The 12,945-nt window shown below is 60.2% G+C and carries 9 protein-coding genes and 1 pseudogene; 6 read left to right on the top strand and 4 right to left on the bottom strand.

Going from position 1 to position 12,945, the window contains the following annotated elements:
* Window positions 1-41 precede the first annotated feature (41 nt).
* Window positions 42-509: a nickel-responsive transcriptional regulator NikR gene (gene nikR / locus KZX46_RS13445; protein ID WP_219774421.1), complete on the bottom strand. Its 468-nt coding sequence runs from the start codon at window positions 507-509 to the stop codon at window positions 42-44.
* 174 nt (window positions 510-683) lie between these two features.
* On the opposite strand from nikR, the gene KZX46_RS13440 reads away from it, so the two are divergent.
* The 4 genes from KZX46_RS13440 to KZX46_RS13425 all read left to right on the top strand — a co-directional run bounded on the left by KZX46_RS13440 (window position 684) and on the right by KZX46_RS13425 (window position 6,865).
* Entirely contained in the window at window positions 684-2,702 is a 2,019-nt protein-coding gene (locus KZX46_RS13440; protein WP_219774420.1) for a TonB-dependent receptor, read from the top strand.
* 240 nt (window positions 2,703-2,942) lie between these two features.
* The gene (locus KZX46_RS13435) at window positions 2,943-3,428 is read left to right on the top strand and encodes a hypothetical protein (protein WP_219774419.1); all 486 of its coding nucleotides are present in this window, start codon (window positions 2,943-2,945) and stop codon (window positions 3,426-3,428) included.
* An 80-nt stretch (window positions 3,429-3,508) separates the two neighbouring features.
* Entirely contained in the window at window positions 3,509-5,554 is a 2,046-nt protein-coding gene (locus KZX46_RS13430) for a TonB-dependent receptor (RefSeq protein WP_219774418.1), read from the top strand.
* A 324-nt stretch (window positions 5,555-5,878) separates the two neighbouring features.
* A complete protein-coding gene (locus tag KZX46_RS13425) occupies window positions 5,879-6,865 on the top strand; it encodes a hypothetical protein (protein ID WP_219774417.1) in 987 nt (328 codons plus the stop codon).
* Window positions 6,866-7,144: 279 nt separating this feature from the next.
* Here the strand turns inward: KZX46_RS13425 and KZX46_RS13420 are convergent, their stop codons facing one another.
* Window positions 7,145-7,831, bottom strand: a complete 687-nt coding sequence (locus KZX46_RS13420) for a PEPxxWA-CTERM sorting domain-containing protein (RefSeq protein WP_219774416.1) — start codon at window positions 7,829-7,831, stop codon at window positions 7,145-7,147.
* Between the two features lie 601 nt (window positions 7,832-8,432).
* Here KZX46_RS13420 and KZX46_RS13415 point away from each other — a divergent pair.
* Entirely contained in the window at window positions 8,433-10,571 is a 2,139-nt protein-coding gene (locus KZX46_RS13415; RefSeq protein WP_219774415.1) for a TonB-dependent receptor, read from the top strand.
* Window positions 10,572-10,904: 333 nt separating this feature from the next.
* Here KZX46_RS13415 and KZX46_RS23510 read toward each other — a convergent pair whose 3' ends face one another.
* Window positions 10,905-11,045, bottom strand: a complete 141-nt coding sequence (locus KZX46_RS23510) for a carbohydrate porin (protein WP_370647554.1) — start codon at window positions 11,043-11,045, stop codon at window positions 10,905-10,907.
* Between the two features lie 143 nt (window positions 11,046-11,188).
* On the opposite strand from KZX46_RS23510, the gene KZX46_RS13405 reads away from it, so the two are divergent.
* Entirely contained in the window at window positions 11,189-12,289 is a 1,101-nt protein-coding gene (locus KZX46_RS13405) for a dipeptidase (RefSeq protein WP_219774413.1), read from the top strand.
* Between the two features lie 245 nt (window positions 12,290-12,534).
* Here the strand turns inward: KZX46_RS13405 and KZX46_RS13400 are convergent.
* A pseudogene (locus KZX46_RS13400) lies at window positions 12,535-12,861 on the bottom strand (multidrug efflux SMR transporter); the annotation flags it as partial.
* Between the last annotated feature and the right edge of the window lie 84 nt (window positions 12,862-12,945).

Genomic DNA, 12,945 nt, shown 5'->3' with positions numbered 1-12,945 from the left:
GTTCGCTGCACAATATACTGCGGCAGTGACAGCCTCAGTTTTCATCCCGGATGCGGTGACGCGTGATTGTGGCCATGATGACGGTGCGGCGCTGGCTCTGCGTGATGATCATTGGTCTCGACGCCGACGATGTTGACCGCGCCGAACCGAACTCCGCGCTCAGCAGTAACCCGGTCGGCGAAGGCCTCAACCTCGGTTGTCAGCCCGCGCAAGAGCACTGTTTCAAGGCTTGAATCGTGATCGAGTACGACGTGTGTGACGGCGATCACCAATGTATGATGGGCATGCTGCAGGTCGAGCAGGCGTGCCGCAAGCGCGCGAGTTCGGTGATCATAGACATAGTTGAGGCTTGCCACACAGGTGCCTGCCGACGTTCGCCGAACATCATCGACCGCACGACGCACTAGATCGCGGACCGCCTCGGACCGGCTTGCGTACGCCCGGTCCCGTACTGCCGCATCGAACCGCGCTGCCAGGTCGTCGTCGATCGAGATCGTTACGCGCTGCATCGTCATCCTTCCCGACGGCTGAGCCGTAATAGCCGGTCGCCTCGCCGCGCACCGATATTAGGGTGTTGGTGCGTCGCCCGAAAGGACGCCTGCGTACATGCTCAACGTATTCACGTTCGAGCAAAACTGCATACGGGGGCGATGATGAACCGCTGGTTGAGTACGACGGCGTTGATGGCAATAGCGATTTCGGGTGCTGCAGCTGCCGAGACGGCATCGAGCGCCGACACTCCGGCAGCCGAGATCATTGTTACCGGTCGCGCGGCAAACCTCATTGGGATCGCCGAGTCATCGTCTGAAGGTACCATCGGCAAAGTCGATCTTGAGGATCGCCCGATTCAGCGGATCGGCGAGTTGCTCGAAGTCATCCCCGGTTTCATCGCCACCCAGCATTCCGGCGGCGGCAAGGCCAACCAGTACTTCCTGCGCGGCTTCAACCTCGACCACGGCACCGACTTCGCTCAGTTTAGTGACGGCGTGCCGGTCAACATGCGGACCCACGCCCATGGCCAGGGCTTCACCGACATCAACTTCATCATCCCCGAGTTCGTCGACGCAATCGACTACGCTAAGGGACCGTACCGCGCCGACGTCGGCGACTTCCTCACCGCCGGCTCCGCGAAGTTCAAGACGATCGACACCGCGGCTCCGTTCGTCACTGGCACAGGCAGTATCGACGGCGATTACCTGCGCCTGCTTGCCGGCGGCTCTGGCAAACTGGGCGTCGGCGATCTCTTCATTGGTGGCGAGTTTCGCTACGACAACGGCCCCTATGACATTCCCGGCAACCTCAAGGCGTTCAACATCCTGACGAAGTGGACCGGGCCGCTCGGAGGCGGCGTGCTACGCGCGAGCTTCGACGCCTACCACGTCGACTTCCGCTCGGCCGAGCAGGTACCCGAACGCGCGATCGATTCTGGTTTGATCGGGCGGCTCGGCTATCTTGACCCTTATCTAGGCGGCAAAACCACCCGCATCGGCGCAAACGTAAACTGGATCCAAGATGGCGCGACGCCGATCACAGCCGTCGCCTACGCGCATTATTATAAGTTTAAGCTGATCTCGAACTTCACCTATTTTCTCGACGATCCCATCCACGGTGACGAGTTCGAGCAGCGGGACAGCCGCTTTGTTCTCGGTGGAAAGGTGGATAAGCGCTTCGCCTTCGATGCCATCGTCCCGGTGGAACTGCTGGTCGGTGCGGACACCCGCAACGACCTGATAGCCCCGGTCGGGCTGTATCATACGGAATTTGGACAGATCCGTTCAACCGTGCGGCAAGACCGCGTCGACGAGGAATCGCTCGGTGCGTTCGCCGAAGCGACGATCCACCCGCTGCCGACCGTTCGCGTCATACTTGGCCTGCGCGGCGACGGCTATGCATTCCAGGTCAATTCGAGCATCGCGGCGAACTCGGGGCACGCGACCGCAGGGATCGTCAGCCCCAAAGCGGCGATCGCCTGGACGCCGATAAAGCAGCTAGAATTCTACGCCAACTACGGAGAGGGTTTTCATTCTAACGATGGCCGCGGCACGACGATCACCATCAATCCGCAGGACGGCTCGCCCGCCGGCAAGGTCGATGCGCTGGTCAAGGCGCGCGGCTACGAAGCCGGCGTCCGCGCTCGCCCGGTCGACGGCCTGACGTTGACCGCAACCTACTGGTCGCTCCACCTCAATTCGGAACTGCAATATGACGGCGATCAGGGCGAAACCAGTCCCAATGGCCCCTCGCAGCGACACGGTTACGAGCTGAGCGCGTTCTACAAGCCCGCCGATTGGCTGACCGTCGATGGCCAGTATACCCGGTCATACGCCCGCTCGACTGACTTGCCGCCGGGTCAGGATCACATCGTCAACGCGCTTGAAAGCGTGATTTCGGCCGGCGTGGTCGGTCATTATCGGAAAGCGTCGGCGGCAATCCGCCTGCGCCACTTCGGGCCGTATCCGATCATCGAAGACAACAGCGTCCGCGCCCGGCCGCTGACAGTAGTCAACGCGCGGCTGGGCTACGACCTGGGGCGGATCACGCTTGCCGCCGACCTGATCAATGCACTCGACGCGCATGACTATGAGATCGAATATTATTACGTCTCACGCCTTATGGGCGAGCCCTTGGCGGGATTCGCCGACCGTCACGTCAAGCCAATCGAGCCGCGTCAGCTGCGCCTGTCGGCGACAGTGCGTTTCTAATCTCGCCATGCATGATTTATTGGGTCGGGGCCGCTAGGTGCCTGACCGCTACTGGGCGACCGGTTGCTGTAAGCGCACCTTTATTCAGTCCCATTCGTCCGCCAAAAAGCCCCAGCATCGGACGCAGCGCGCTGAAACGGCCTCTCAAAGCGGTCGCTTTTCATATTCTCACTCTCGGGTTGGCGGGTCGCTGTGCATGAACAGCTTCAGACCCGATAGCGCAGTGCTAACAGCGAGCCGTTGCGTAACGACAAGGCCGCCTGTTGGTCGGTCGGGGAACACGATGACAGCGGCGACCGGCTGCGCTACTGGCCGCTTGTGTTCGTCATCCGCCGCTGCCTCACACGACGCTACATCGCCGGGTTGATTCTCGCCGTGACGCTGCTGACCAAGCTGTTGGTACCGTCGGGCTACATGATCGCAAGCGACCAAGGTCGGATCACGATCACGATCTGCTCGGGTGTCGCTTCGCAGACGATGACTATGGATATGCCGGTGATGCACGCCAACGTGCCAGGCCACGGCAAGCCGGATCACGGGAAGGCCGAGATGCCGTGCGCCTTCTCGGGCCTGTCCGCTCATGCGCTCGGCGCGGTCGATCCCATCCTGATCGTTGCGCTTATCGCCTTTATCATGGCGATCGGGCTCGCCCCTACCCTTCTGCCGGCACTGTCCAACCACACCTATCTGCGGCCGCCGCCGACAGGACCACCGGCCACTCTTTGACCGACTGACGCGTCCCGATCCCGGGGCACCCAAATCAGCGGCCAGACGCCGAAGCGTCATGGCCGGTCAAAGGTATTGTCATGGTCCGTTACACCCTGCTGGCAGGGGCCGTCATGCCCTGCCTCGTGTTTTCTGCGTCGGTCGCCGCCGACGAGGCAGCGCTGTCGACCTCCGATATCGTGGTCACGGCCACCCGATCCCAAGTCCTGCTCGCTGACGTCCCGGCCAGCGTGAGCATCGTCACCAGCGACCAGATCGAGGGCACGCCGGCGCAAACGATCGACGACGTGCTGCGACGCATCCCCTCGGTCGACCTGCCGATCGCCAGCACCAACGAACAGCATCCGACGAACACCATCGTCTCGATGCGCGGCTTGAGCAGTATTCGTTCGCTCGTCCTGCTCGACGGCATGCCGCTCAACGATGCTTTCTTCGGCTACGTCCAGTGGACCGAGGTGCCGCTGGAGACGATCGACCGCGTGGAGGTCGTCCGCGGCGGCGGTGCCACGCTGTGGGGCAACTACGCCATGGGGGGAGTCATAAACATTCTGACCAAGCCGATCGACAAGACCGAACTCGAGGTGGACGCGGTCGGCGGCAGCCGCGGAACCTACCGGTTGGACGGGCACGCCGCCTATACGGGCAACGGCTTTGGCATCGGCATCGACGCCGGCATCAATCACAGCGATGGCCATGTCGAACAGGTGGAAAGCGCTCGCGGGGCCATCACCGTGCCAACCTCGTTTACGGCGCACACTCTTGCCGCATCGGGAAACGCGGACCTGACACTGAACCTCAGCGCCCGGGCACGGGTCAGCTATTACGAGAACGACCAGAATTTCCTCACCCACCTCAACACCAACGAACAGCGGAACTGGCGCTACACCGGTACGCTAAGCTGGCAGCCAGCAGACATGGGTTCGGTCGACCTGACCGTCTTCCACATCAACGAGCGGTTCGTCACGAACAACACCGGCACGCCCGACGGCGCCGGGCCGAACGACGCGGAATATATCCAGAACAGCCATCACACCCGTGCCAACGACTGGGGTGCGTCGCTTATCTGGACCGAAACTTTTACCGGCTGGCTGCGCTCGCTGTCGGCAGGCGCGGATTATCACGGCATCCGAGGCAGCGACGACGCCGGCATCTTCGACGCCGCCGGCGCGCGCATCCGCACCGACTCTGGCTCAGGCGACCAGCGCTTTCTCGGCGGCTTCGTCCAGGCCGACGTGCGGCCATTCGACCGACTGCAACTGCTTTTCAGCCTTCGCTACCAGGATTTTTACAGTTATCATGGCGTCGATGACACGCCGGGGGGGCTTGGCGGCAATCTCGGCGGGCGCCACGACAGTGATGTCGATCCTCGCTTGTCGATCCGTTACGAACTGCCAGCCGGCTTTGCCTTGCGGGGCGCCGCCTACCGGGCCTTTCGCGCGCCGACCCTCGACAATCTGTACCGGGGCGCGTCCGTTCCGGGCTACATCCTGTACAGCAATGCCGCGTTGAAGCCCGAGACGCTCGAGGGCGCCGAAGCCGGCTTCGACTTCAACCACGGTTCGATCCGCTTCCAGGCAACGGCGTACATCAGCCGCATCTCCGATTTCATCACCTATCGCTATCTCGATCCCGCCACGCTGCCGGCCGGGTTCGACATCGGTGCCCGGCTCATCAACGCCGGCACGGCGCGCAGCCGCGGCGTCGAGGCGGAACTGACGTGGCGTCCCGCGCCGGCGATCGAAGCGACGCTCGCCTATACCTACGCGGACTCGGTCGTCACCCGGAACACCGAGGATCAGGCCAACATCGGCGTCCAGCAGCCAGGGATACCAAAACATCGGATTAGCGTCGGCGTCGACTGGACCGGCCCCTGTGGCATCAAGGTCTCTCCGCGCGTGCACTATGTGTCGCGCACCAACGGCGATCCCGACGCGATCTACCGGACCGACGCGCACTTCGTCGCCGACCTTACCGCCAGCGTCACGCTGAGGCGGGGCCTTGACGGGTTCGTCCAGGTCGAGAACCTGTTCGACAGGCGCTACATCGGCACCAATGACGGCTTCACGGCCGCGCTCTACGGCAAGCCTCTGACGGCGGCGGGCGGCTTCCGGCTCAAGCTCGACTGACCCGACTGATGCCGCCAGCAACAGCAAGCGTCCCGGTCCCGGAGTTTTCAACCCCATCGGTATCGTGGCGCACGAGCGGAGCAGCAGTTTTATCGACTTCGTCCGTCGCAACAAGACAGTCGTCTATGGCGGTCTCACTTCGATATCGCCCCGGGGCTCACCGCTTATCTCCGGTGCGGCTCCGAGCAGACGGAAAAACCCATTTTACCGCCGAAAGTGGTTATGTTGCAGACGTCCAAATACGCATTCTGCGGCAACCCTGCGATCGGCACCGTCGGGTCATAGCGCGCGTTATAAGGGGATGTTTAGCGAGGGTATGACGGGATGAACGACTTCACGGATCAGCCAATTCGAGCTGGATGCGGACCGGTGCATGTCAACCGATTTCGGATTGCTTTTCGTCCACATGCGTTGGGCCCAGGCGCTTCGCCTGGCGCGGGATTGCTCAAAGCACTGCCTAATTACCTCAATCCAGCAAGCGCGACTACGGAATTGGATGAACGGCATCAGTGGAAGGGTCAGCCCACCCTGTGCTTTCACGGCCGCGCCAAGATCCGTGTCCTCGATCGGCCCTTCATTAAGCTTAGCTTGCCCTTCGGGAAGACAGTAACTTTCGCCGTTCCGCCAATGCTGCGACACCTGGAGCTGCCACCAGTTCACGTCGACTATGTAGGCGCCGAGCAAGAAGATGCCACGGGAGTAACGGTCCAGACGCTGACGCGACACTTTCCAAAGTGGCTGGACGCCGCCGCCGCGCTGCTCATGGAGATAGGGATCAAGGCGTTGTCAGAAGCCGAGTTGGCGGCGGGCATCGTCGGCGACGCGATGATGCCCATTCATGGGTCGGTAGCAGGCTTCGGGGTAGCAGCCTCCGAAATTACTGAATTGCTCGCGCCCGCGCTGATCGCCTACGGCACATGGATAAACTGGCATCACTTTTTGGCTGGGCGGCGCTCATTCCGAATCGCGCCTGCTAAGTATTTCAATCATACCGCCGGGCAGGGCATCTGGATCTTCGAGACGGCGGCGGTTGAACGTTATGATCGGCCTGAGTTTCAGATGGCAACTGATTACCTATTGGGGGGAGACAAGGCGGCTCTCGGCCCAATCTGGAAGGATATGTGCCGCAAGATCGCTCCCGCTTTCGGCACAGTGATGCCGATCAATCCGTCGCAGACGTCGGAGGGTCCCGGATACTGGCAACAGCCCGACGGTAATGTAATGGTCAGACAACATGACAGTGACGACCTTGCGAAGGCATCTGCTGATATCCGAAGCGTACTGCCGTTCCATCCGTCGTTATTCGTTTAAGCCAACACACCTGCAGAGCAATCCGAGACGTAGCGCCTCGCTATCGAGATCATAGCGACGTTGGCGACTGTAAAGTGCACCTGCGCTGACCACCTCCTCCGCAAGCTCTAGATTACCGACAATCTCATCGGCAGGACTGGGTACGTGAGTTCGCCACCGAGCCGAAAACCTGATTTGGCTGGGACGGGGCTGGTTGGAGCCTGGCGCCAATACACGCGTGAAGGGGCAGCCGATACGTTGGCCGCCCCCTCGTTTCGCAAAAGCGTTTGATTGCGCGGGTTACGCGGTGGTGGCAACCAATCGCCGGCGCAGGACGCCGCCGACGAGACCGAAGCCGCTGACCATCAGCGCCCAGGTCGCCGGCTCGGGAACCGACGCCGTCAGCGATACACCGTCGAGAAACGAGATCGGCGGAGCACCGCCGGGCGTGCCGACCGCGAGGAACGACAAAAGCTCGTTGGTCGAGCCCGCAACAAAGGTCATCGTCTGCTTCTGCCAGCCGCCCACTGCGCCCTGCGGCAGCGAGTATAGGCTCGACAATTGCGTCGACTCACCCAGCGACACTGACCATTGCTCGGTCGTCGGCCCGGTAAAGCCGACCTGTTGTCCTGCTGCCTGATAGAAGCTGACGGTGTACGATTTGCCCGCGGTCAGACCAGAGATCGACTGGGAGATCACACCCGAATAACTCGGGTCGCCGTCGGCCTCGACGAAATTTCCGCCGACCGGGCTGGTCGTCGGGAACGGGCCGTAGACGCTGAGGTAGCTGCCGTCGTCGGCTGTGCCGGGAAAATCGACGAAGGTCAGGTTGCTGCCGCCGGACCAGCCGGTGACGTGTGACGCGAAATAGCTCTTGCCGCTGACGTCGGTGGACTCGAACGAGCCGTTGACCACGAGATTGGCGGCCGACGCGGTCCCGGCGGCGGCAAGCAGTGTTGTTGCAACGAGTGTATGAGCCAAACGCATTTGTTTCGTATCCCCTGTTAGACGGGCTCTCATGCCCACATTGCCATCAGCAAAAGCCGTGCCAATTTCCTGATAACGGATACAAACGGAATCTTAACGACTTATGAAACAGCGTCCGTCCCGGGACCCGGAATCCACATCCAATCCGAACAGCTAACTGTCGGAATATCTTACAGTCAGGTAAATTATTATCCGGAAAATACGACACGAACTCTGCTATCGAGGTTCTTCGCTTCTCGAAATGCTGGCGGTCAACCTCGTGTCGATCGAATTCGCACCAGCGTGTTTTCATCCGACGCAATCGCGTCCCGTCTCAAGCCTTTTCAGTCGCGCCTCGATCTGATCCGGCTTGAAAACTTAAGTCGTGCCGCCACTGCGTCGCTTGCCGAGATTGGAAGCGATACGTGGGCAGGGCGACCGATGTTGCTCGTCTCAGAGGCGACCAAGACAGAGATACACGTTCCACGGCGCCTTCCTATGGGTTGCCTGTAGCCAGCTAGTAACAGCCTAAACGCCTCCCATTTGCCCTGTAAAAGTCATTGCTATCGGCGCAGCATAAATCTATCGAGGTATGATATACCGTCTCATTGGAGCTTGCTTTATGGATCTTGTTGCGCTGAAGGCCTCCCTGCTGGCTGCTTCGCTGGTGTTGCCAACAATCGCCGCTGCCGAAGATATTGCAGCGGTCGACGGGTCTTCGACAGGTGATATCGTCATCACGGCCAAGCGGCTCGACAACGCACGCGATGCGATCCTACCGAGCCTGGGCGCGAGCAAGTACACGTTCGACCGCGCAGCCATCGTTACGCAGCCGCAGGGACAGGATCGCAGCCTGACTAGTCTGCTTCTCCAGGCACCCGGCGTCGTGCAGGATAGTTACGGCCAGCTGCACGTTCGCAACGAACACGCTAACGTCCAATACCGCATCAACGGCGTCATCGTTCCCGAGAGCATCACCGGCTTCGGCCAGACGATCGATATCAGGCTCGCCGATTCGATCTCGCTGCTGACTGGCACTTTGCCGGCACAATATGGCTATCGGACGTCGGGCGTGATCAATATTACGACGCAGACCGGCGCTTTCGACAATGGCGGTGATGTGGGCTTCTATGGCGGTAGCCGCGGCACGATCGAGCCGAGCGCTTCAATCAAGGGGTCGAGCGGGGGCTTTAATTATTTCGCCAGCGCCAGCTATCTCAAGAACGACCTCGGAATCGAGAACCCGACCTCGACTCGCGACGCGATCCACGATCGCACCGACCAGTTCCGCGGCTTTGCCTATGTCTCTCAGATCCTGTCGGAGACCAGTCGATTGAGCGCCTTTGGTGGTGCCGCGACCAGCCGCTTCCAGATCCCCAACAACCCGGGGCAGGACCCCGCCTTCACGGTCAATCGCGTATCGGACTTCAATTCGTCGTTGCTGAACCAGAACCAGCACGAATATACCTATTACGGCGTGCTGGCGTATCAGTACTCGGCTGACGCCTTATCAGTTCAGGTCGCGCCGTTCGCGCGCTATTCGAGGACAACCTTCACCCCCGATCCATCGAACGGCGACATCATCTTCAATGGTTTCTCCGACCGCTCGCGGCTGTCGAGCCTTGCCTATGGTGTCCAAACCGACGCCAGCTACAAGCTGTCCGACCGTCACACGCTACGCGGCGGCTTCTTTTTCCAGAACGAGCGCACGCGGTCGAGCGTCACGTCCCTGGTGCTATCGACCGATGGCGACGGCAATCAGACGAGCGACGTGCCCTTCCCAGTCACCGTGCCGGATCGGAAGACTGGTCAGCTTTACGGAGTCTACCTCCAGGACGAATGGTCGATCACTCCTCAGCTCACGCTCAATGTCGGGGCGCGATTCGACGCGGTCCACGCCTTCACCACCGAAAACCAGCTCAGCCCGCGGATCAACCTCGTCTATGAGCCGAGCAAGGGAACGACATTCCACGCCGGTTACGCACGAGATTTTACGCCCCCGCCACAGGAACTGATCGGGACATCGACTGTCGCGATCTTCAACGGCACGACCAAACAATCCGAGATCCAGACCGCCGACGCCGTCAAAGCCGAGCGCGAGCACTACTTCGATGCCGGCGTCGTCCACACCGTCCTGCCGGGCCTGACGGTCGGATTGGACGGCTACTACAAGATCAAGCGCAACCTGCTCGACGAAGGGCAGTTTGGCGAAGCGGTCGTGTTGTCGCCATTCAACTACGAGCGCGGCTGGGCATGGGGCATCGAGCTGACGACGGCGTACAAAAATGGACCGCTCTCGCTCTACGGCAATGCCACCCGCGGGCAGGAGAAGGGTCGCAAAATCGTCTCGAGCCAGTTCTTCTTCGCGCCCGACGAGCTGGCCTTTATCGCTACCTATCCGATCAACACCGATCATTCGCAACGATGGACGGCGTCTGGGGGCGCTTCGTACGCGTTTGACGACGGCATCGGTCATCTTACGCCGACCGCCGACTTCATTTATGGAGACGGCCTGCGCGCCGACGACCCGGCGGGCATAGTGCCGAACGGCGGGAAGCTGCCTTCGTACGTCCAGGTCAATTTGGGCATTGAGCAGGTGATCGACGGTCCAGGCGTGCTCAAGGGCCTGTCTGTCCGGTTCGATGTCATCAATGTCGGCGACAAGAGCTACGCGATCCGCGACGGCTCGGGCGTCGGCGTCGGTGCTCCCCAGTTCGGTCAGCGCCGAGGCTTCTTTGGCGGCATTCGCAAGACATTTTGAACAGTCTGGACGATGACGGAGGTGTAGTGGCAATGGCATTACAGTCTCGCCGCCTCCAGTCTTCAAGTGACTGAATTATTGAAGCCGTCGCGATCTCTGATTGCCAGCACCCAATGTCGAGCCCTTTTCTCTCCCACATCTTGGAACCTTCTCAAACAGGGCACGCAATTCGACATCCGCGAGTGTTAAAGCGCTTCCTAAGATTGGACATTCATGCATGCGCTTGTTTCTGGCCAGAATGGTACCGGAAGCGGCCTGGCAGCTTCGGTCGCTAACAGGGCCCACCGGTCGTTCGTCACTCAGCAGAAGTGCGCCTATAAGCGGCGCGAGCGGTTAGAACACCGCTTGTAAATGCCCTGCAAAGACGGCTGCGTCGGGTCGATTGGAGAAGCCCCCGGGACGGATGACATACTGGATGCCGGGGCGAACCAGCAGCCATGACGTCGTCTGGACACCGTAGTTAAATTCCCACATCTGTTCATTCGATTGCACCGCGCTTCCGGCGATCGCTTCAGCACCGGCGCCTGTCGCAACCGGCTCGCATCTCACCATCGAAATGATCGTTTGCCCGGAGTCCTGCCGACGCCCATGGCTGCTCAAGTGGAAGTGGGAACAGCATGATCGACCGCCGAACATTCGTGGCCATCGGCATCGCTGGATTAGCCGAACCCGCTCTCTCCCATCCGCGGGCCAACACTGCGGACCTTTATAACAGGGCGGTCGTGATCGACGGTAATCTCGTGCCGCCGATCGAAGGGGTCGGCGCGCTATCAGCCGAAGCCGTGATCGCCATCCAGAGTTCGGGACTTACCGCCGTGAAGGCGGATGTCGACGGGTCGGACACCTTCGACGGCGCTAACGAGATGATCCGCGACTTCAGATCGGCGATCGCCAGCAATGGTGCGCTTCTAGCACAGATTCAGGAAGTGGCGGACATCCGTCGCTGCAAGGAGTTGGGCAAGCTCGGCATCATCTTCTCCTTCGAAAACGTCGGACAGCTTGATGGCAAGGTCGCCAGCATCGACCATTTCCGCGCGCTTGGCGTGCGGGTCATGCAGCTGAGCTACAATCAGGCGTCGGTATTTGCCTCGGGCGCGATGACGCCGGCAGTCTCCAGCACCGGGCTGACCGAGCTCGGTCGCAGCGCGGTCGATCGGATGAACAAGCTGGGCGTCACGATCGACCTGAGCCATTCTGATGCCAGGACGACGATGGATGTTCTCGCGGCTTCGCGGTCATCTCCGATTATATCGCATGCCGGCTGCGCCGCGGTTAATCCTCATCCACGCAACAAGCCCGACGAACTTTTGCGCGGCGTTGCCGAAAAAGGTGGCGTCGTTGGCATCTATGACCTGCCCTTTCTGGCACCACTCGACCGTCAGCCAACGGTTACCGACTATATCGTCCACCTGCTTCACGCGCTGAATGTGTGCGGCGAGGATCACGTTGGTATCGGTAGCGATGCAATGTTCGCGGGCTTCGACACCTCACCTGAAAATATGCGCGGCTATCTGCATGTCGTCGCCGATCGTAAGGCGCGCGGTATCGGTGCTCCCGGGGAGGAGCGTCCGCCCTTTGTTATCGGGATGAACACGTCGCGTCGTGCGGAGGTGATCGCAGACGCGCTCACAGCTAAGGGTATATCGGCTCGCGTGATCGAAAAGATCTTGGGGAGTAACTGGGTGGCCGCGTTCGAACGGAGCTGGATGCCAGCCTGATGATTGTCCAGGCGCGCTTCATGCCTCTACGGGGATTTAGATGCCTGATCATTTTCGGGAGACCGGACGCGGTAAGCAGAGCTTTGTTCGACTATACGTAGATGCCCAGAGATCCACACTTAACCATCCCACCGCCCTTACCTTTTTCGCCACTTCAGCTATTTGTTAATCTGGTTGGAAGACAGCGTGGGGCGGCCGCATCCGCCGTCGGCAGACTTAAGATACGAGTAAGCCGCCAGCTTGCAGTGCGCAGATGCGTTAGAAAAAGCGTTAATTACAATGACGCCAGCAATGATCAGGCCCATTCCAATTAAAGTAGCAGCATCGAGCTTCTGACCATGAAATATCCATGCAGCGACAGAAATCAGGACGATGCCGACGCCTGATCAGATAGCGTATGCAGTCCCGGTTGGAATCGTCCTAAGTGTCAGCGACAAGAAGTAGAAGGCAATACCATAGCCGATAACAGTGATAAATACCCACGGCATACGAGTGAAACTATACGACTGCTTCATAGCAGTCGTAGCGCAAACTTCCGCGAAAATAGCAATTGCCAGCATGAAATAGTTCATGCACGAACCACTATCACACCAAATGCGGCGGATTTGCGACGATTAATGCGTGAAGCAGAGACTTTCTATTAGGCAAATTGAGCC

The sequence above is a fragment of the Polymorphobacter sp. PAMC 29334 genome (genome assembly GCF_019431245.1).
In the GTDB taxonomy this organism is placed as follows: Bacteria; Pseudomonadota; Alphaproteobacteria; order Sphingomonadales; family Sphingomonadaceae; genus Polymorphobacter_B; species Polymorphobacter_B megasporae.
The sequence above is the reverse complement of the archived record's forward strand: the minus strand, read 5'-3'. Positions and strand labels throughout refer to the sequence as shown.